We start from the raw sequence: 17,843 nt of genomic DNA, 5'->3' as shown, positions 1-17,843 counted from the left end.
AAGCTTTGCATTAAAGGGATGTACTAAAAATATTTTTTTCTAAATATATTTTAGTTGCAAAGTGTTTTCTTTTCTTATATTATGAAAAACGTTAACGTTTTAAATCGTAATGATTACTATTTGAAAGAGGAGGTTTTTGTCTTATGAATAAAATACTGGTTATCTTTATTTCATTATTTGCGATGGTACTGCTTGCTGCTTGTAGCAATATAGGCAATGAGAAAGAGAGTGAGGAACAACTAACTGTTTTCACAACCGTCTATCCACTCCAATATTTTACGGAACGAATTGGTGGCGATCATGTTGATGTGGAATCCATCTATCCCCCAGGTGCAGAGGAGCATACTTTCGAGCCAACACAAAAAGAAATGATGACTCTTGCCGACTCAGATTTATTCTTTTATATCGGATTTGGTCTTGAAGGCTTTGTAGAGGATGCGAAGAAAACGTTGAAAAACGAACATGTGAAAATGGTTGCCACATCTGAGTCAATTACAGAAGAAATGCTTGGTGGGGAGCATCTAGATGAAGAGCACGAACATGATGATAGCGACTTCGATCCACATGTATGGATGTCGCCTATTTTGAGTGATGCGCTTGCCTACTCAATTAAAGAGGCCTTAATTGAACTAGCTCCCGATAAAAAAGCCGATTTCGAGAACAATTTTGAAGAATTACGGGATGATCTTCTTAAACTAGACCGAGAATTTATAGATATGGCATCTAATGCATCCGTTAAAACATTTTTCGTTTCACATGCTGCATTCGGTTATATTTCCGAAACCTACGGCCTAGAGCAAGTAGCAATTGCTGGTTTGAATTCACAAAGCGAACCTTCTCAAAAAGAATTAGCTTCCCTTGTCGAATACGCAAAGGAACAGGACGTAAAGTATGTTCTCTTCGAACAAAACGTGTCCTCTAAACTAACTGACGTACTAAGAAAAGAAATTGGAGCTGAATCACTTATGCTTCATAACCTTGGGGTATTAACGTCGGATGATGTGAAAAACAAAGAGGATTACTTCTCATTAATGAATTATAATATTCGAACGCTTGAGAAGGCTTTGAGCGGAGAGTAAATCGACAAAAAAATGAGGAGTTAGAGAGACCACTCCTCTCCATATTCCTCATATCGAAAAAACGAATAAAATCCAACTTCCGTTTTGATTGACCAATAACTTATAATAAAAGGCCTCTTCTGTTGCATTTCAATGCATTCGCATGATTTCCGCTTAATCGGGAAACCTAACGGCTGTATCAATACAGAAAGGAGCCTACAATATATGCACAAGAAAAAAGAACCTCATAAACAAATGACCGAGAAGAATAATAACCTGACTTCCACTCAAGAAGTGCTGTATCAAGAGGTGTTCAATAAGGCCGATAAAATTAATAATGTTAAAAGGAAAACATAAACTTTAAGTATTATTGCAACATGCTCTCTTTCACATACCTTGAACATTTTCCCACGTGTATCTTCCGTGAAATAGCAAACAATAGGTTTATCACGACAAAGGAGTGTATGTGTAAATGGATGTAAAAGATCAGGTGGAGAAAGAGCTAGCCAAGATTGATGTTGAGGAAAAAGAAAAAGTGTTAGAAAACTTCAGACACTTTAAAAAGTTTCTTGGCGACAAAGTTGAAATTGGTGAAAAGATGGGGCTGAGTGAAGAGAAGTTAGCCAAGACTACCGAGATGGTTGCTAATTATCTTGCGAAGCATGAGGAACCTCGGAATAGAGAAGAATATTTATTAATGGAGCTCTGGAAGTCTGGATCTAAAGAAGAACAGCATAGCCTTGCGCATATGCTGTTGAAAATGGTAAAGAAAGCTTAAATGAACTAAGAACAGACGATCACTCTGAATGGGTGATCGTTTTCTTACTTTATTTCCCTGAGAAATATACCCGTTTGACAATTGTTGCTATCAGTCCGACCGTATCATCTAAAGACATTGTTCCAGAAGCTAATTGCTTTTCATGGTCATTTGTACTTAAAATACCTGATTCACGTGACAATCGAAATAACTCCTTCGTTTCTTCTTGGAAAATCTTTCTTGTAGGACTGTAAAAGTTGGAGTTTTCGACATGTTGCTTTAATTCCATATCATCGCCACTGAGTACTTTGGCAATAAAATCCGACCAGATGGGGATAAGTTTTCGAGGACAATTTTTTCCAGACCAATGTTTATGCATGACTACATTTCCTATTGGAATCGTATGTTCTTTCATTAATTTCCTTATGAGCCACACTGCATTATCATTAGCTTTTCCTTCATTAATTCCTTCATACTCGCAAATTTCAATACCGATGCTTTTTCGATTTCCGATTCCATTCTTCCCATCACCTGCATGCCAACCGTTTTCGTTCAAAGGCAAATGCTGATAGATCACATTTTCGTCATCTACAGTAAAATGCCAACTTACCGCTGTCGATGGATTTTTCACAAATCGTGCATGCATTTGCGCTGTAGCACCTTTACGAGAATTCCCTGTGTTGTGAATCGTGATATACAGAGGCTTCATCAAATTGCCCGGTCGATTCCCGTTTCCCTTCGGAATTAACTCTTCTTTTATCTTCATTCTCTCATCCCTCCATACAATAAGATTGAAAGGTAGCTCGTGAACGTGAGGCTCACTTACCTTTCATCTATTTATATAGAAGGAAAACTGTTGAATGAGGACATTCTTCCTAATTGCCATTTAAAAAAGCCAAGAGGAAAATTACCCTCTTGGCTTTCTTATAGACCAAACGAAAGCTAGTTACACTTCATTCGTCGATTCTGCACCAGGTGAAACATCCTCAAATGTTTCACCAGCTTCTTCTATATCACGCGTTTTGTGGGCAATTCTTGATGAAGCCGAAGCTGCAATACTTGCAACCAAATCGTCAAGGAAAGTATGTACAGATCCACCTTTTTTCGAATCCAATTCTTGAATAATTCCAGTTTTGTTTTTATCTAAATGTCCAAAAGTAGTTACTGCAATCGAGCCATATGTAAATACAGCCCCCAATGCGATTGTTTCATCTACACCAAATAGTCCTTCATCTGACTTTACGATTTGCATCAACGGTTCAGATAATTTTCCTTGCTCCGCTAACTCATCGAGCTCAATTCCAACCAATATTGCGTGTTGAAGTTCGCGTTTTCTTAGAACGCCTTCAACTGATTCGAGGCAATGTGCCATCTCTAAACCTGGATTATAAGGCAACTGCATTTCATAAACAATCTCAGCAACATCTGTTAGCTTTACTCCCCGACGCTCGAGCGCTTTTTTTGTCGCCTCTTCAACGATTTTCGAATGTACTGGATCAGCTTTTTTCCCCATAAACGATCATCCCCTTATTTAGTAGACTTTAAATAGTTCTTTAACCATTATACCCGTTAACTTGAATATGTTACAATTTGAAATATATACATAACCAAGGAGGCACTCCACATATGAATTATGGAAAAATTAAAGATATATCAATCTATAGTGAATCACTCGAAGAAGAAATGCAAATTCTCATTTACTTACCACATAATTATTCGGAGCTTTATAAATATTCAATCCTTATTGCATCAGACGGAAAAGATTATTTTCAATACGGTCGAATCGGACGCGTCGTTGACGAATTAATGGATGCGCGTGCAATTGAAAATATGATAGTTGTAGGTGTTCCTTATAAAAGTGTAAGTGAACGAAGACGCTTATATCACCCTGAAGGCGACCGGCATGAAGCCTACCTTCGCTTTCTTGCCCGCGAACTCGTTCCCTACTTGGATGAAAACTACCCGACCTACCAGATTGGAGAAGGTAGAGGCTTAATTGGTGATTCGCTTGCTGCAACAATTTCACTTCTCGCTGCAGCAAAATATCCAAATACATTTGGAAAAGTAATTCTACATTCTCCTTACGTCGATAATTCCGTTTTGGAAGCTGTAAATAATGTCAAAGATCCCTCACGTTTTTCAATTTATCACGTAATTGGTAAAGAAGAAGACAAAGTTGAAACTTTGGCGGATGGCGTCCAAGACTTTCTAGCTCCAAACCGCGAATTAAAAGCAATAATTGAATCAAAAGGATTCTCTTACTTCTATGAAGAGTTTCAAGGTAATCACACATGGAAGTATTGGCAGCCAGATGTACGCAGAGCTGTCACAAAGGTTTATCAACAATAAGAAAGATAACTGACACTTCATCTTCTGTTCTGTTATAATTAAATATAGAACATTTTCCTATTGTTTCATTATAAAAGGAGGTCTTTCCATTATGAAGTATGGTATTGTTGCATTTCCATCAAAGAAACTTCAAGACTTAGCAAACGCTTATCGGAAAAGATATGACCCACATTATGCTCTTATTACACCGCATATGACAGTAAAGGGTGTATTTGACGCAAATGAAAAAGAAATCGAAGAAGTTGCGTTAGCAATTAAAGAAGTAACTAAAAAACACAGTCCTTTCGAATTGCGTGTGTCTAAAGTAAGCACATTCGCTCCAATTACTAACGCAATTTACTTTAAAGCCGAATTAAATGATGAATTACAAGCATTACACACCGATTTGAACAGTGATTTCTTCACAAATGAATCTGATTATCAGTTCGTGCCACATGTTACAATTGCACAGAAGCTCACTTCGGGTGAACATGATGATATTATCGGTCAACTAAAAATGATTGGCGTTGATCATTCAGAAACAATCGATCGACTTCACCTTCTTTATCAGCTAGAAGACGGTTCATGGACAGTTTACGAAACCTTCCGCCTTGAAGGGCAGAATTAAACGTTGTTCAATGTAACAATTGCGCAAACTGATGGCGAACGGCAAGATGCATTTTTCATTCGTCAAAAAGTTTTTGTAGAAGAGCAAGGAGTTCCACTAAGCCTCGAACTTGATGAGTTAGATAAAACAGCTACTCATTTTGTAGTTTATACTGAAAACACCCCCATTGCTGCCGGAAGATTTAGGGAAACAACGGATGGTATTGGGAAAGTTGAACGTGTCTGCGTATTAGCTGATTTTCGCGGAAGGCATCTTGGAAACCTTATTATGAATGCACTTGAAAAGCATGCATTAAATAAAAAATTTCAAAAAATTGTTTTAAATGCTCAATCTTATGCAGTTCCATTTTATGAAAAACTTGGATACACAATCACATCCCCTGAGTTTATGGATGCTGACATTCCACATCGTGCAATGGAAAAGATTTTGAGTTCAAATTAAAATAAGGGAAGTTCACTAAGTGAACTTCCCTTATTTTTTATGCGTAGGTGTTGATCGTGATACCTTTTCCAACAGAAAGTGCAATTTGCGAAGATAGTTTAGTAGGGTTGGGTGGAATATAACCCCGATACGGGTTAGGAGCCGGTGCCTTAGGTGACTTCTTATCCGTATTTTGTTCTTCACTTGTAAAGTCAGATTGGTTATGAAATTCATCCAGAAAATTAGAACGTAATTTTACTGATTGAACGTTACCGATATACGCAAAGTTATAAGGAGCCATGCTCATTCTATTTGCATATTGTTCTGATTGGATTGAACGAATAGGTAATAAGTATCCCATGCAGTACACCTCTCTTAGTAATTATATTTATCTTATTACTATTATACCCTTACTACACATTATTAAACAAGGAATATTCCAATCTTTCTGTTAACTACTTTTATCGTCCCAACATATCTTGAATGTCTTTAATATTCATTGCCTTACCATTATTCACGATGGATCGCACAAGCTCATCTTCTGTATGTTGGGGTACATTTTTCTTAGCAAGCTTTCCAACGTTGCGAATAATCTTGCGCACTTGCCTTTCGTCGCTAAAATCAGCATACTGAATTGCATTTGCGAGTGCGAAGACTTCCTCCATTGGTACACCTGTTTTTGATTCGATTTTCCGGAAAAATGAATCATTCATCCGCTATTCCCCCTCCCTTAGCAAAAGCTTTGCCCCACAATTATGAGCAAGATGAAAAGAACAACGATTAGAATGAAAGTTGAACCGCCATTCGATTCTCTTCCCGGTCCACAGCCATATCCAGGTCCATATCCAGGGCCAGGTCCATAACCAGGGCCATAACCAGGTCCTCCATGATTTCCACAAGCATATCCAGACATAAAAAATACCCCCTTTCTTTTCTATATATCCTATGCTAGGAATATTCAAAGGGGGAGGCACTTACATATTTTTTACTTAAAATTTATACGTTTCCTTTCGGCTTAAAAATAAAGGATGCGATAAAACCAAATAATATTGCAGAACTTATTCCCGAACTTGTGACTTCAAACATTCCTGTTAGAACGCCAATCAAACCATGTTTTTCTGCTTCTGCCATAGCACCATGGGTCAATGCATTTCCAAATGAAGTGATAGGTATCGTTGCGCCTGCCCCAGCAAAATCGATGAGTGGTTCGTACAAACCTAATCCATCAAGCACCGAACCCGCAACAACTAGTGTTACTAGTGTATGTGCGGGAGTTAGCTTTGCGACATCGAAAAGGAGTTGACCGACGACACATATTAGACCCCCAACTACAAAAGCTGTTATAAACATTGAAACCATCCTATCCACTCATTTCATTGTTAGTTCGATTGCATGTGCTATGCAAGGGATTGTTTCACCTTGTTGAAAAGATAATGGGGATAAAAGCGCGCCGGTCGCTATAAGAAGTACACGATTGTATTCTCCTGCCATCATCTTGGAAAAAACATCTGTAAAGTAGGTTGCGGCTGAGCATCCAGATCCACTTGCACCCGACAGAAATAAAGGATCGTCACCATAAAATTCAGCACCTGCATCCCGAAAATTGTTAAATACATGTAACACTTCTTTCTTTGCCAGTACTTTGTATATTTCAAATCCCACTTTACCCAAATCACCTGTAATGATGGCGTCATAACTCGTCGTTTTCTTTCCATGGCCTTCTAAATGTCTTTTTAATGTGTCTGCTGCAGCAGGCGCCATTGCAGCACCCATGTTTAAGGGATCTGTTAATCCTAAATCAATCGCGCGACCAATTGTTGCGCATTCTATTGAAGGAAAACCTTTTTTATAAGGAGTGACAGCCGCTACACCTGCAGCGGTGACTGTCCACTGAGAGGTTTCAGGTTTTTGTGAACCATATTCAATTGGATATCGAAATTGACGCTCAATTGCATTGTGCTGGCTTGAGGAACCCGCTAATGAGCACTCAGCCATACCCACTTCAGTTAGAAGGGCGGCAATAATAAGGGAGGATACGGATGTTGCGCAAGCTGAAAATAAGCCAATATACGGTATCCCCATAGATGCAGCACTAAAACTAGATGGTGTCATTTGATTTACTAAATCTCCAACAAGTAGAAAGTCAACGTCATTTGGAGTGAGGTTTAACTTTTCCAATACAGTTAGACAAGCATCTTCCAGCATTTCCGCATGCGCTTTTTCATCTGTATCCATATCGCATCGTTCGTCTTCATAGATTCTATCAAAAAGAGGAGCAAGAACACTTTTTTTCTCTAACGGACCAGCAGTTACTCCTGTAGCTACGATAGACGGCGTTGATGTAAATGTTAGAATTCCTCTTGTTACCATGAAATAACACCTAATTTCACAAGAATTGTCTTAATAAGTGCTACGGCGAAGGCTGAGAATACACCGAAAAGAATAACCGAACCAGCAAGTTTGAAAATATTACCACCAACACCTAGTACATACCCTTCGCTCCGATGCTCTATTGCTGCCGAGACAACGGCGTTGCTAAACCCAGTAATAGGAACTGCTGCCCCTGCGCCTCCAAACTGAGCAATTTTTTTATATTGTCCGAAACCAGTAAGTAGCATCGCAATAAAAATCATCGTTGCAACAGTAGGATTGCTCGCTGTTCGTTCCGTAAAATCAAAAAAACTCATATAAAAGAGAGTAACAAACTGGCCAATTAGACAAATTGTTCCGCCTGTGAAAAAAGCAAAAGCAACATTTTTTAGTAAAGGTGTTTTTGGAGATATTTCTTTTACAATTGCTCCGTATTTTTCTTTTTCCATTTACGTCTCTTCTTTCATTAGCTTTTTTACTTTCTCAATTTTTTTCCCCATCTTGTTCATCTCTTTCGATTCAACAAGCTTTTTTGTTTCCATCAAAATTTTATGATCTGCGGAGACGTTGATAACTAAGTCTGAATATACTTCTTCTAGTTCTTTCGTTAACTCTTTCTCAATTGTAGCTTTCTTAAATCTAGAAAAAGTTTTAACCGAAACTCCTACAATCAAATCTTCTTTATAAAAAACAGCTACTGAACTTGTTAAATGATCATTTTTCATCAGAATCGCGCCCACTTTTTCTTCATTCTCATCTGTACTATTAAAAATTTCTATTTTCTTGTCATTTCCGTTGCAACCTGAAAGTATGAGCGCTATTGCAATTAGATAAAGAGTGAAACTTCGAATGTTCATCCCCCCTCGTTTTAGATAGTATGTCAGTTCACTGCCAACTTTATTCATAACCCGTGCGTTTGCCCTAACACGATGAACTTTGTCGCATAAAGTATTAAGAGTTGAAAAGGGGGTGGAATTAATGGGATGTGGAAGAAATGAGAATGTATCAGACTCAAATCGTCACGACAACTGTATTTGTGAAGTTGTCCGTGCGATTAGGCGCGTTCAGGATATTCGAGAGGATCGGGATTGTGATGATTGCAAAACTGATTGCTTTTTGACTCCACTCGGTAGCCTTGTAAGTCCTTCACGCCAACGTGCAAATACACGCGTATTTATGTTAATGAATGAGAAGGGTGATCCATTTAAAGCAATGTACGATCACAGAAGAACCCGCAATCAAAATCCAAGCACTACTGGTGAAGGTGCAAATCATAAACATTGCAATAGCTGTTTCTCTGTCTTCTTCAGAGTACAAAATGTATTTGATAACTGCTGTGCAACACTTCAAGTACTAGAACCACGCGACAGACATGGACGTAGAGTAAATTTATTTGTAAATGGAAAACTTGATTACGATGCGATGTGTGAAGTTGAACGTTTTGAAGCAACAGGCTCTTGCGTTACAGTTGACTTAAAATGCTTCTGTGGGATTCAATGTGTTAAAGATGTTTTCATTGACTGTGAAGATTAAAATCGATTCTTGCAATGCCCATTTTGCGCGGTCTGTAGAAGACCGCACAAACTTTATAATTTTAAATAACAAAAAAAGGTTGAGAGAATCAATGTTTCATTCTCCCAACCTTTTTTCATCCTTCTATAAATGGTTGACCTCGCCAAAGTATTTCTTCGATACTCGCGAGTTCTTTGGCAATTACTTCATTGCCCTCCCCTACTATTTCTATAAATACTTTTTCTCCTTCAACTTTGTCAATTTTCCCCGTCAACGTTTCTTCACCTATAATAAATTGAAGTGGGCTGTAAACCTCACGCTGAAAACCTTTTTCCAAGTAAGTTAATCTTCTCCTTATCGATGGATTTAAATTCAGAACAGGATCAGTAGTGAATTCGACCTCATCTTCTTTGATTGACTCTTCCTCATTCAAAAGAAATACTGACGTGCTCTCTTCATCCATGGCGATAACTCTAATGAAAATCGGCGGTCCCTGAACAAAAAGTAAGGGCTCTTTGTATGAAATGATTTGCACATCCTTTTTGAGCTAGTATATGCATTTACCATTTTCGATGTTCTTCTGTTGAAACAACTTGAACTGGCTACAAATCCCCAATAAACAAAGTTGCCAAACCAAGATAAATAATTATACTTATAATGTCATTCAGTGTTGTGATGAAAGGACCCGATGCTACAGCTGGATCGACTTTCATTTTGTGCATGAATAAAGGAATAAATGACCCTGAAATCGTTGCAACAAAAATCGAAACCAATATGGCTGCACCAACTAAGAGGCCTATTAAAAACTCATGCTTCCAAACGTAAATCAAACCTACAACAAATACCGCACAAATCAGACCTGTAATCAGACCCGTTCCAGCTTCACGAATAAGCAATTTGAATTTACTCTCATCTTCAATATCTCTCGTCGCAATTCCACGAACAGCTACTGCAAGAGACTGTGTACCACTATTACCGGCAGTTCCAGCAATAAGTGGAATAAATGCAGCAAGAAGAGCTACTTTTGAAATCGTTTCGGTAAATAAATCGATAAGGTTTGCTGTCAGCATTCCAAGGACTAATAAAATAAGCAACCATGGAAGCCGCTTTTTAGCAGCAGTAAGTGGACTTTTATCGAACGTATCCATATTCGAAACAGCAGCAAGTTTGGAGTAGTCATCGGATGCTTCTTCATCGAGGACATCGATAATATCATCGACTGTTATAATACCTAACATATGTTGTTGAAAATCCACAACAGGGACAGCTAGGAAATTATAGTCCTTTATCATGCGAGCGACGTCTTCCTGATCGTCACTAACAAGCACACTAACCACACGATCATTCATAATTGAACTGATCAATGTATCTTCATGGGCAATGATCAAATCTCGTAAAGAAACAACTCCGGTCAAACGCTGTGACTCATTTACTACAAAAATATAGTAGATTGTTTCAGCTTCAGGCGCTTCATTTCGCAAAATTGTCATTGCCGATCGTACTGTTGAGTTTTCTGGAACAACGACATACTCCGTTGTCATAATCGAACCAGCAGTATGTTCTTCGTAATGAAGGAGAGCTTTAATTTTAATAGCCGCTTCTTTGTCCATAAGCGTTAAATAGCTAACGGTTTGAGACTTATCAAGTTCGTTCAGGACATCAACCGCGTTATCCACGAACATGTAAGAAATCATGTCTGCAGCATACGTCGAGTCCATCTCCTGAAGGAACTCTTTATATTCGTGATCATAAATTTCACTTGTCTCAAAAATCTCAGCAAGTTCTTTTGGTGATAAATATTGATAAATTAACTGACGTAGTTCGGGACTCACTTTTTCATAAAAGGTTCCACGATCATAAGGATGAAGCATTAAGTAATCATGACGAAAAGCTTGCATATCATTACTTTCTAATGCTTCTACTAAATTTTCTTCGTTGTATTCGATTACTTCAGCCATAAGACACCTTCCTTTATAAACCTAGGTTCAACTTTTTTCGTACAGCTCTCTCATTTCAATCGGAGCTATACACTTGAACTCTTTACTTTCCCTAGTTAGAGGATGATTAAACTTTAACTGGGTGCAATGTAACGCTTGTCGATCTAACAAAAAACGTGATCCACCGTATAAATCATCTCCAACTAAAGGATGTCCTAGAGAGGACATATGAACCCTTATTTGATGAGTTCGCCCGGTACGAAGGCGTATGGCCACCCTTGTTAGTTTTTTCCCATTCTTCTCAAATCGTTCAAGCACTTGAACGTCTGTTAGAGCAAATTGACCGTCTTCGCGAACAGTTCGTTCAATAATGCTGCCTTCTTTTCTTCCAATTGGCGCTTCGATACTAAATTTCTCTTCCTCTACGTGGCCTTCAACAATAGCCTCGTACTGCCTGTGGAAAACGGAATCCTTCATTTGTTCTCCAAACAAGTGGTGGATATGCCGATTTTTTGCAATACAGAGAAGACCGGACGTATCGAAATCGAGACGAGTCACAATGTGTACGGTTGTAGGAATCTGCTCCTGCTGAAATTTTCCAGCAAGAAGATTAGCAACTGTTCCCGAAAGATGATCTCTAGAGGGAATTGTGCTTTGTCCTGGAGGTTTGTTAATAATAAGGATCGCATCATCTTCATAAATGATTTCCAATTTACCCTCTTCAGGTACAAGCCCCTCACTTACATTTTCAGGAGGCAAGATGACCGTAATTATATCCCCGTCAATTAGATGGTGCCGGACTGTCCTTTCAATTTCATTCACATAGATTTTTCCGCCGTCATACTTAATTGCAGTCAACGTTCGTTTGGAAATATCTTTTCCCGCTAAAAATTCTCGGAGGAGTTGACTTTCACCAGTAAAGCGAAACGTTAAAATAAATTGAGAATTGGAATGTTTATATTCAATCATCGCTGTCAATAAACGAGTCACTTACGCGTTGCCAAAACGGAAACGCTCTAAATCGTGCAAAACGTACTCTTTCTTTCGACACCTGATATTCAATCGACTTCACATCTTTATGAAGGAGTTGAAGATGATCCACAGTCACCATAAAGTCAGGCCCTTTTACGGGCTTCAGAACACATTTATGATGTGCGGGTAAAACGAGCGGAGAACCAACTGTTCGAAATACACGGTTGTTGATTGACGCCATTTCAGTTAGTTGCATTGCAGGCAATGAAGGATGCAGAATAGCTCCTCCTAAAGCTTTGTTATATGCCGTAGATCCTGATGGAGTCGACATACATAATCCATCTCCTCTGAATCGCTCAAAATGATCTCCATTCAACTCTACATCCATGACTAATGTTACGTCAGGCGACTTTACCGTCGACTCATTCAGTGCAAGAAAGAGTGCACTATCTTTTTCATTTCGATAATTAATCGTTACGTCTAGTAAAGGATATTCAATGACATCGAATTCTTTTCGTGCAATAGATATTACGAGTTTCTCTATTTCAGAAGGTTTCCAATCTGCGTAAAAACCTAGATGCCCAGTGTGAATCCCAACAAATGCTGTTTCTTTTAGTCGATGACTATGTTTATGGAAAGCATGGAGAAGTGTTCCATCCCCTCCAATAGAAATGACTATATCGGGTTCTTCTTCATTTAAAACTAAACCAAAATCGGTTAAGTAATCTGTTGCTTCGGACATAAGCCGATTCGATAAATCATCATTCCGTGACTGAATCGTAAATTTCATGTCGTATATCTCCCTTCCTTTTTATTTTCTTGATAACTTCTGGCAGTTTCTTTATAAGCGGTAAAGTATTGCTGAGCATCTTGAATTTCATCTCGAATAAGCGACATTTCTTCATCCAATCGAAATGCAGCTTCTGCGGCACGTTCCAGTCGAATACTAATTTCTTCTGGCACTTCACTTTTATACTTATAGTTGAGAGAATGTTCGATTGAAGCCCAAAAATTCATCGCAAGTGTGCGAATTTGTATTTCAGCAAAAATGGTCTTTTCGCCGTGAATTGTCTGTACAGGATATTTGATAATCACATGATAGGAACGATAACCACTCGGCTTTTTATTTGCTATATAATCCCGTTCTTCAATCACTTCGAGGTCTTTTCGACGTTTCAACGTTTCAACAACTGTTTGTATGTCATCCACAAATTGACACATTAAACGTACCCCAGCAATATCAGGAATTTCTGCTGCTAGTTCATTTGAAGGCTCGAACGGGATACCTCTTTCAAGCGTTTTATCGTAAATACTTGCAAGAGGCTTTACCCTTCCTGTAATGAATTCGACGGGTGTATGTACATCTTCTAGGTCATACTGGGACCGTATCCCTTTGAGCTTTACTTTCAATTCATCTACTGCTTGCTTATACGGTTCAAGAAATTGACTCCACTGCCCCATACGTACCCCTCCTAGTGGTCATACTACAATTTAAACTGTCTTAGCGAAGTTTTTTTCAATTTGATTTGAAAAGACACTTCGGGATTGTTCTTTACATATCACACTGTGTTTAGTTTATCATATGGAGCGAGGTCTTGCAGTTCATAAATGTGTTTTCTACCTAAGCTTGGTATACTAGTAGGAGAGAGTATTTTATTGCTAAGTAAAGAGGTGTTTTATAAATGGATGCACGTACAATTCGAACGTTAATGGATATCAATGCATTGCAGTCACTTGGATCTGTTCGGTCGCTGTCTGAACAAAGTTCAACTTCTTCTATGTTTAATAAAATGCTGGAAGAAATGTTGGCTGGAACTCCGATTTCAAACTCGCTTTCTTCAGCTTCAGCAAATATGCTAGGAACTAATACAAGTATGGAGAACTTACTTTATAAGGGAAGTAACCCCGTTTTTTTCCCCCATATGTTAGAAACCGTACAAACTCCCGCTCATTCACTTGCTTCAACTCAAACTAAACCACTCCCTTCTGGAAGTGGACAATACACTGAAATCATTAACCAGGCCGCTGAAAAATACAATTTACCTGCAAAACTTATTTCTTCTGTAATTAAGCAGGAATCTAATTTCAACAACAATGTGGTTAGCCACGCGGGAGCAGAAGGTCTAATGCAACTAATGCCAGGGACTGCTAAATTCCTAGGCGTAACCGATAGCTTTAATCCAAAACAAAACATTACAGGGGGCGCGAAATATTTGAGGCAAATGCTCAATCAGTTTAATGGCAACATGGAACTAGCACTCGCCGCTTATAATGCTGGACCTGGAAACGTTAAAAAGTATGGTGGTATTCCTCCATTTAAAGAGACTCAGCAATACGTAAAAAAAGTATTGAATTCCTTCAATTCATAAGGATTTCTCCACCTGCTACCGCTTCGAGTTAAATCGATTTGTTTGTTAAAATATCGGTGGGTTGATAGAATATCAATACAGTCAGAGCAAAGGAGAATACCAACATGATCAGAAAACCTTTGATTCCTTATGAGGAGATCGGTGCAGAGAAGTTGTCGGAACTTATCGACTTGTTTTATGCCAAAGTAGCTGTCCATCCAGAACTTATCCCGATTTTCCCGGACGACTTAACAGAAACTGCGAGAAAACAAAAACAATTCCAAACCCAATATTTAGGCGGTCCTAACTTATTTACCGAAGAACACGGTCATCCTATGATGAAAGCTAGGCACATGCCATTTCAGATTACACCATCTCGAGCTGATGCGTGGCTTTCTTGTATGAAAGAGGCGATGGATGAGGTAGGACTTGAAGGACAAATACGTGACTTTTATTATAAACGCCTCGTGCTAACTGCCCGTCACATGGTAAACAGGAACGAGGAGGGCACATAGTGAATCGACATACATTTTTAGAAAGTTCAATCAGTCCATCAGCACTAGCTAGACCGATTGAATTATATGCTTTTATCGATCCTCTTTGTGATGTCTGTTGGTCCTTACAGCCTGTTTTACGAAAACTACAAGTGGATTATGAACGCTATTTTACACTTCGCATTGTTCTACGCAGTACACTACCTGCGATGAATCTACAATGCGTAAAAAAGGTTAAATCTAGCGAATCTTGTAGTAAATCACACGCAACTTTTCCTTCTATTGCAATTAAAGCAGCAGAATTTCAAGGTAAGCGTGCAGGATTTAGATTCTTATCCAAAATGTTGGAATATTCCTATTTGAAATCAAGAAATATATCTTCTTTTCCTGTACTTTTAGAAATTGCAGAAAAGCTAAACTTAGACGTAGATGAATTCATTCGTGATTTTTCTTCCAAAAATGTTTTGCGTGCATTGCAAGTGGATATGTACATGGCCAAAGAAATGGAAGTAGACCAATCACCGACTTTTGTCTTCTTTAATGAAAACATAGAAGACGAAGGGCTCAAAGTGAGTGGTGCTTATGAATACGAAGTATATGAACAAATTCTTGAAGAACTTATTGGTCAATCCCTTATTCCGGACAGCCCCCCACCACTTGATGACTTATTCGGTAGATTTGATACACTTGCCACAAAAGAAATTGCCGAAATTTATAGAGTCACAGAAAAATCAGCAGAGCGTGAACTCAAAAAACGTCTTTTGCAACAACATGTCGAACGTTTACCGTTCCAAGACGTTACATTATGGCGTAAAAAACGTCTAGAATTATAAATAGAACTGCCTTTTATAACCGATTTTCACTTTCGGTATAAAAGGCAGTTTTTTTGAGTTCTCACGCTATTTTTCAAAACAAAAAGAGCATCGAATCCTGGGGGGGATTGACGCTCTTTATAAAAGGGAATGGGAGAAATTTCACGTTCAAACAAAAGGGGTGTATGTTTGTTATGTGATTTATTTCACAAGCTAATCTTATCATGAAATTAAATGAACATCAACACCTCTTGAGTATTTTCACAATAATGTCACATCCGGGATTGAATGGGGTGCATACTCCATAAGAAAAACAGCCGATTCCTCCATTTCACCAGGAGGTTCGGCTGTTTTTAAATAGTTATTTATTAAGAAGAAGCGCCTCAAGTTCATTCAATTTCTCTTCAAAGACACGACATGCTTCTTCAATTGGTGCAGCACTTGTCATATCGACGCCTGCTTTTTTCAACACTTCAATTGGGTAATCAGACGAGCCTGCTTTCAGGAAATTATTAATATACCTTTCGACTGCTGGCTCCCCTTCGTTCAGGATTTGATTACTTAATGCAACTGCGGCACTGTAGCCTGTCGCATATTGATAAACGTAATAATTATAATAGAAATGTGGAATTCTAGCCCACTCAAGACCGATTTCTTCATCAACAACTAGATCTTCACCAAAATACTTCTTGTTTAACGCATAATACTCTTCAGTAAGTTTTTCAGCTGTTAACGCGACCCCGTCTTGATCGAGTTGATGGATTAGATGCTCGTATTCAGCAAACATCGTCTGACGGAAAACCGTACCGCGGAATCCATCCAACCAATAATTCAATAAGTAAATGCGTTTTTGTTCATCATCAATCGTTTTCAGTAAATGATCGTTTAATAAAGCCTCATTTACCGTTGAAGCAACCTCCGCGACGAAAATTGAGTAGCCGCTATACACGAACGGCTGATTTTTACGTGAATAGTAACTGTGTACGCTATGGCCAAATTCATGAGCCAGCGTAAATAAATTACTCACATTGTCTTGCCAATTCATCAAAATATACGGATTTGTTCCATAGGATCCGGAAGAATATGCACCAGACCGCTTCCCTTTGTTCTCACGAACGTCTACCCAGCGATTGTCTAGACCTTCCTTGACAATGGACACGTAATCTTCCCCAAGCGGGTGGAAGCTCTCCAGCATTGTTTGAGCCGCTTCTTCGTAAGGGATTTTCATGTCCACATCTTTTACAAGCGGTGCATATAGATCCCACATATGAAGCTCATCGAGTTCATACACTTTTTTTCGTAGAGCGACGTAACGTTGCAATAAGTGAACATTTTTATTAATCGTGCCAACTAAATTTTCGTAGACCTGTTCAGGTATGTGATTGTTTGACATCGCCGCCTCACGCGCCGATGAATAGTTTCGAATTTTAGCGTTCACATTATCTCTTTTTACATTTCCCGATAACGTGGAAGCAAACGTATTGCGAAACTTTCCATAAGTTGAAAACATAGCTTTAAAAGCATCTTCGCGAACTTGAGGATTATCACTTTCGAGAAGTCCTATATATCTTCCGTGTGACAATTCAACTTCTTCCCCATCATCGTTCTTCACCGAAGGGAATGTTAAATCCGCATTGTTCAACATTGAAAAAGTTTCCGAAGAACTTCCTGTCACCTCAGAAAGTTGAGCAAGTAATGCTTCTTGTTCTGCTGGTAACACATGTGGACGTTGCGCGTTAATTTCTTCGATTTCTTGCTTGTACAAACTTAGTCCCTCATGTTCTCCAACAAGCTTACTTAACTGACTTTCGTCAATCGATAATAGTTCCGGCACCAAAAAGGATAGCGCTGTCGAAACTTTAACGAATAACGTTTTCACACGACCATCCAACGCCTGATAAAAACTATTCGTAGTGTCCTGGTCGGTTTTCAGATGTGCATATGTGTATAATCGACGTAGCCTTGTAAAAATTTCATCGCGATACGTTAATGCGTTTAGAAGTGTTTCGGCCCCATCACCAAGAGTTCCTTTGAACGTCTCTGCTTGTGCTGAAAAAACCTCTACTTCTTTAAATTCTTCTTCCCACGCCTCGTCCGTTGCAAATATATCTTCTAGACGCCAAGTTTCTTCCACTTTTACTTCATCACGATTTAGAACTTTGTTTGTAGATTCCGATGTCATTAATAATCCCCCTTCTCCCACTAAT

The 17,843-nt window shown here is 38.7% G+C and carries 25 protein-coding genes; 10 read left to right on the top strand and 15 right to left on the bottom strand.

The window, feature by feature from the left end:
• Nucleotides 1–143: 143 nt before the first annotated feature.
• From ACXYMX_RS01085 to ACXYMX_RS01075, 3 genes are all read left to right on the top strand, one after another.
• Nucleotides 144–1,079: a metal ABC transporter solute-binding protein, Zn/Mn family gene (locus ACXYMX_RS01085; protein WP_459042362.1), complete on the top strand. Its 936-nt coding sequence runs from the start codon at nt 144–146 to the stop codon at nt 1,077–1,079.
• A 132-nt stretch (nt 1,080–1,211) separates the two neighbouring features.
• The gene (locus ACXYMX_RS01080) at nt 1,212–1,415 is read left to right on the top strand and encodes a YfhE family protein (RefSeq protein ID WP_459042361.1); all 204 of its coding nucleotides are present in this window, start codon (nt 1,212–1,214) and stop codon (nt 1,413–1,415) included.
• A gap of 115 nt (nt 1,416–1,530) precedes the next feature.
• A complete protein-coding gene (locus ACXYMX_RS01075) occupies nt 1,531–1,836 on the top strand; it encodes a DUF3243 family protein (RefSeq protein ID WP_459042360.1) in 306 nt (101 codons plus the stop codon).
• Nucleotides 1,837–1,885: 49 nt separating this feature from the next.
• On the opposite strand, the gene ACXYMX_RS01070 is transcribed toward ACXYMX_RS01075, so the two are convergent.
• Both ACXYMX_RS01070 and ACXYMX_RS01065 read right to left on the bottom strand, forming a co-directional pair.
• Nucleotides 1,886–2,581 (bottom strand): peptidoglycan recognition protein family protein, encoded by a 696-nt coding sequence (locus tag ACXYMX_RS01070; protein ID WP_459042359.1) that lies wholly within the window; start codon nt 2,579–2,581, stop codon nt 1,886–1,888.
• Between the two features lie 180 nt (nt 2,582–2,761).
• Complete coding sequence (locus ACXYMX_RS01065; RefSeq protein WP_459042358.1) at nt 2,762–3,328, bottom strand: phosphatidylglycerophosphatase A family protein; 567 nt, start codon at nt 3,326–3,328, stop codon at nt 2,762–2,764.
• Between the two features lie 113 nt (nt 3,329–3,441).
• Here ACXYMX_RS01065 and ACXYMX_RS01060 point away from each other — a divergent pair, with 113 nt between their 5' ends.
• The 3 genes from ACXYMX_RS01060 (at nt 3,442) to ACXYMX_RS01050 (ending at nt 5,212) form a co-directional block, all read left to right on the top strand.
• Entirely contained in the window at nt 3,442–4,164 is a 723-nt protein-coding gene (locus ACXYMX_RS01060; protein WP_459042357.1) for an alpha/beta hydrolase, read from the top strand.
• A 91-nt stretch (nt 4,165–4,255) separates the two neighbouring features.
• Nucleotides 4,256–4,771: a YjcG family protein gene (locus ACXYMX_RS01055; protein WP_459042356.1), complete on the top strand. Its 516-nt coding sequence runs from the start codon at nt 4,256–4,258 to the stop codon at nt 4,769–4,771.
• A 3-nt stretch (nt 4,772–4,774) separates the two neighbouring features.
• Nucleotides 4,775–5,212 carry a GNAT family N-acetyltransferase gene (locus ACXYMX_RS01050; RefSeq protein WP_459042355.1) on the top strand — a complete coding sequence of 146 codons (438 nt, stop codon included), beginning with the start codon at nt 4,775–4,777 and terminating at the stop codon, nt 5,210–5,212.
• Nucleotides 5,213–5,249: 37 nt separating this feature from the next.
• Here the strand turns inward: ACXYMX_RS01050 and ACXYMX_RS01045 are convergent, their stop codons facing one another.
• The 7 genes from ACXYMX_RS01045 to ACXYMX_RS01015 form a co-directional block, all read right to left on the bottom strand.
• Nucleotides 5,250–5,552, bottom strand: a complete 303-nt coding sequence (locus tag ACXYMX_RS01045; protein ID WP_459042354.1) for a hypothetical protein — start codon at nt 5,550–5,552, stop codon at nt 5,250–5,252.
• A gap of 100 nt (nt 5,553–5,652) precedes the next feature.
• Complete coding sequence (locus tag ACXYMX_RS01040) at nt 5,653–5,904, bottom strand: stage VI sporulation protein F (protein WP_459042353.1); 252 nt, start codon at nt 5,902–5,904, stop codon at nt 5,653–5,655.
• 17 nt (nt 5,905–5,921) lie between these two features.
• Nucleotides 5,922–6,104, bottom strand: a complete 183-nt coding sequence (locus tag ACXYMX_RS01035; protein WP_459042352.1) for a YjcZ family sporulation protein — start codon at nt 6,102–6,104, stop codon at nt 5,922–5,924.
• 83 nt (nt 6,105–6,187) lie between these two features.
• Nucleotides 6,188–6,550: a stage V sporulation protein AE gene (gene spoVAE, locus ACXYMX_RS01030; protein WP_459042351.1), complete on the bottom strand. Its 363-nt coding sequence runs from the start codon at nt 6,548–6,550 to the stop codon at nt 6,188–6,190.
• Nucleotides 6,551–6,559: 9 nt separating this feature from the next.
• A complete protein-coding gene (locus ACXYMX_RS01025) occupies nt 6,560–7,561 on the bottom strand; it encodes a stage V sporulation protein AD (RefSeq protein WP_459042350.1) in 1,002 nt (333 codons plus the stop codon).
• Nucleotides 7,555–8,010 (bottom strand): stage V sporulation protein AC, encoded by a 456-nt coding sequence (gene spoVAC, locus ACXYMX_RS01020; protein ID WP_459042349.1) that lies wholly within the window; start codon nt 8,008–8,010, stop codon nt 7,555–7,557. Before spoVAC ends, ACXYMX_RS01025 begins: the two co-directional genes overlap by 7 nt.
• Nucleotides 8,011–8,418: a hypothetical protein gene (locus tag ACXYMX_RS01015; protein WP_459042348.1), complete on the bottom strand. Its 408-nt coding sequence runs from the start codon at nt 8,416–8,418 to the stop codon at nt 8,011–8,013.
• A 121-nt stretch (nt 8,419–8,539) separates the two neighbouring features.
• Here ACXYMX_RS01015 and ACXYMX_RS01010 point away from each other — a divergent pair, with 121 nt between their 5' ends.
• Entirely contained in the window at nt 8,540–9,094 is a 555-nt protein-coding gene (locus tag ACXYMX_RS01010; protein WP_459042347.1) for a CotY/CotZ family spore coat protein, read from the top strand.
• A 115-nt stretch (nt 9,095–9,209) separates the two neighbouring features.
• On the opposite strand, the gene ACXYMX_RS01005 is transcribed toward ACXYMX_RS01010, so the two are convergent.
• The 5 genes from ACXYMX_RS01005 to ACXYMX_RS00985 form a co-directional block, all read right to left on the bottom strand.
• Nucleotides 9,210–9,536, bottom strand: coding sequence for a hypothetical protein (locus ACXYMX_RS01005; RefSeq protein ID WP_459042346.1), 327 nt, complete (start codon nt 9,534–9,536; stop codon nt 9,210–9,212).
• Between the two features lie 139 nt (nt 9,537–9,675).
• Nucleotides 9,676–11,031, bottom strand: a complete 1,356-nt coding sequence (gene mgtE, locus ACXYMX_RS01000) for a magnesium transporter (RefSeq protein ID WP_459042345.1) — start codon at nt 11,029–11,031, stop codon at nt 9,676–9,678.
• 27 nt (nt 11,032–11,058) lie between these two features.
• On the bottom strand, nt 11,059–11,979 hold the full coding sequence (locus ACXYMX_RS00995) for an RluA family pseudouridine synthase (RefSeq protein ID WP_459042667.1): 921 nt from the start codon (nt 11,977–11,979) through the stop codon (nt 11,059–11,061).
• On the bottom strand, nt 11,972–12,772 hold the full coding sequence (locus tag ACXYMX_RS00990) for an NAD kinase (protein ID WP_459042344.1): 801 nt from the start codon (nt 12,770–12,772) through the stop codon (nt 11,972–11,974). The genes ACXYMX_RS00995 and ACXYMX_RS00990 overlap by 8 nt, the downstream gene beginning before the upstream one ends.
• Nucleotides 12,769–13,443 carry a GTP pyrophosphokinase gene (locus ACXYMX_RS00985; RefSeq protein WP_459042343.1) on the bottom strand — a complete coding sequence of 225 codons (675 nt, stop codon included), beginning with the start codon at nt 13,441–13,443 and terminating at the stop codon, nt 12,769–12,771. The genes ACXYMX_RS00990 and ACXYMX_RS00985 overlap by 4 nt, the downstream gene beginning before the upstream one ends.
• Before the next feature lie 221 nt (nt 13,444–13,664).
• Here ACXYMX_RS00985 and ACXYMX_RS00980 point away from each other — a divergent pair, with 221 nt between their 5' ends.
• The 3 genes from ACXYMX_RS00980 (at nt 13,665) to ACXYMX_RS00970 (ending at nt 15,657) form a co-directional block, all read left to right on the top strand.
• Nucleotides 13,665–14,351 carry a lytic transglycosylase domain-containing protein gene (locus ACXYMX_RS00980; protein ID WP_459042342.1) on the top strand — a complete coding sequence of 229 codons (687 nt, stop codon included), beginning with the start codon at nt 13,665–13,667 and terminating at the stop codon, nt 14,349–14,351.
• A gap of 104 nt (nt 14,352–14,455) precedes the next feature.
• Nucleotides 14,456–14,845 (top strand): globin domain-containing protein, encoded by a 390-nt coding sequence (locus ACXYMX_RS00975; protein ID WP_459042341.1) that lies wholly within the window; start codon nt 14,456–14,458, stop codon nt 14,843–14,845.
• Complete coding sequence (locus tag ACXYMX_RS00970; RefSeq protein ID WP_459042340.1) at nt 14,845–15,657, top strand: DsbA family protein; 813 nt, start codon at nt 14,845–14,847, stop codon at nt 15,655–15,657. The genes ACXYMX_RS00975 and ACXYMX_RS00970 overlap by 1 nt, the downstream gene beginning before the upstream one ends.
• Nucleotides 15,658–15,997: 340 nt before the next feature.
• On the opposite strand, the gene pepF is transcribed toward ACXYMX_RS00970, so the two are convergent.
• Nucleotides 15,998–17,818, bottom strand: coding sequence for an oligoendopeptidase F (gene pepF, locus ACXYMX_RS00965; RefSeq protein ID WP_459042339.1), 1,821 nt, complete (start codon nt 17,816–17,818; stop codon nt 15,998–16,000).
• Nucleotides 17,819–17,843: the final 25 nt, after the last annotated feature.

Source organism: Sporosarcina sp. CAU 1771 (assembly GCF_054482775.1).
Note: the sequence above shows the minus strand (reverse complement) of the source record. Positions and strands in the feature narration are given on the sequence as shown.

What these genes read in the sequence shown, in the direction of transcription:
- ACXYMX_RS00985 (WP_459042343.1), bottom strand. Translation starts at nt 13,443, where the DNA reads ATGGGGCAGTGGAGTCAATTTCTTGAACCGTATAAGCAAGCAGTAGAT.
- ACXYMX_RS01080 (WP_459042361.1), top strand. Translation starts at nt 1,212, where the DNA reads ATGCATTCGCATGATTTCCGCTTAATCGGGAAACCTAACGGCTGTATC.
- ACXYMX_RS01005 (WP_459042346.1), bottom strand. Translation starts at nt 9,536, where the DNA reads ATGGATGAAGAGAGCACGTCAGTATTTCTTTTGAATGAGGAAGAGTCA.
- ACXYMX_RS01070 (WP_459042359.1), bottom strand. Translation starts at nt 2,581, where the DNA reads ATGAAGATAAAAGAAGAGTTAATTCCGAAGGGAAACGGGAATCGACCG.
- ACXYMX_RS00995 (WP_459042667.1), bottom strand. Translation starts at nt 11,979, where the DNA reads ATGATTGAATATAAACATTCCAATTCTCAATTTATTTTAACGTTTCGC.
- ACXYMX_RS01035 (WP_459042352.1), bottom strand. Translation starts at nt 6,104, where the DNA reads ATGTCTGGATATGCTTGTGGAAATCATGGAGGACCTGGTTATGGCCCT.
- ACXYMX_RS01060 (WP_459042357.1), top strand. Translation starts at nt 3,442, where the DNA reads ATGAATTATGGAAAAATTAAAGATATATCAATCTATAGTGAATCACTC.
- ACXYMX_RS00980 (WP_459042342.1), top strand. Translation starts at nt 13,665, where the DNA reads ATGGATGCACGTACAATTCGAACGTTAATGGATATCAATGCATTGCAG.
- ACXYMX_RS00975 (WP_459042341.1), top strand. Translation starts at nt 14,456, where the DNA reads ATGATCAGAAAACCTTTGATTCCTTATGAGGAGATCGGTGCAGAGAAG.
- ACXYMX_RS00990 (WP_459042344.1), bottom strand. Translation starts at nt 12,772, where the DNA reads ATGAAATTTACGATTCAGTCACGGAATGATGATTTATCGAATCGGCTT.
- ACXYMX_RS01040 (WP_459042353.1), bottom strand. Translation starts at nt 5,904, where the DNA reads ATGAATGATTCATTTTTCCGGAAAATCGAATCAAAAACAGGTGTACCA.
- ACXYMX_RS01065 (WP_459042358.1), bottom strand. Translation starts at nt 3,328, where the DNA reads ATGGGGAAAAAAGCTGATCCAGTACATTCGAAAATCGTTGAAGAGGCG.
- ACXYMX_RS01025 (WP_459042350.1), bottom strand. Translation starts at nt 7,561, where the DNA reads ATGGTAACAAGAGGAATTCTAACATTTACATCAACGCCGTCTATCGTA.
- ACXYMX_RS01085 (WP_459042362.1), top strand. Translation starts at nt 144, where the DNA reads ATGAATAAAATACTGGTTATCTTTATTTCATTATTTGCGATGGTACTG.
- mgtE (WP_459042345.1), bottom strand. Translation starts at nt 11,031, where the DNA reads ATGGCTGAAGTAATCGAATACAACGAAGAAAATTTAGTAGAAGCATTA.
- ACXYMX_RS01075 (WP_459042360.1), top strand. Translation starts at nt 1,531, where the DNA reads ATGGATGTAAAAGATCAGGTGGAGAAAGAGCTAGCCAAGATTGATGTT.
- spoVAC (WP_459042349.1), bottom strand. Translation starts at nt 8,010, where the DNA reads ATGGAAAAAGAAAAATACGGAGCAATTGTAAAAGAAATATCTCCAAAA.
- spoVAE (WP_459042351.1), bottom strand. Translation starts at nt 6,550, where the DNA reads ATGGTTTCAATGTTTATAACAGCTTTTGTAGTTGGGGGTCTAATATGT.
- ACXYMX_RS01015 (WP_459042348.1), bottom strand. Translation starts at nt 8,418, where the DNA reads ATGAACATTCGAAGTTTCACTCTTTATCTAATTGCAATAGCGCTCATA.
- ACXYMX_RS01055 (WP_459042356.1), top strand. Translation starts at nt 4,256, where the DNA reads ATGAAGTATGGTATTGTTGCATTTCCATCAAAGAAACTTCAAGACTTA.
- pepF (WP_459042339.1), bottom strand. Translation starts at nt 17,818, where the DNA reads ATGACATCGGAATCTACAAACAAAGTTCTAAATCGTGATGAAGTAAAA.
- ACXYMX_RS01010 (WP_459042347.1), top strand. Translation starts at nt 8,540, where the DNA reads ATGGGATGTGGAAGAAATGAGAATGTATCAGACTCAAATCGTCACGAC.
- ACXYMX_RS01045 (WP_459042354.1), bottom strand. Translation starts at nt 5,552, where the DNA reads ATGGGATACTTATTACCTATTCGTTCAATCCAATCAGAACAATATGCA.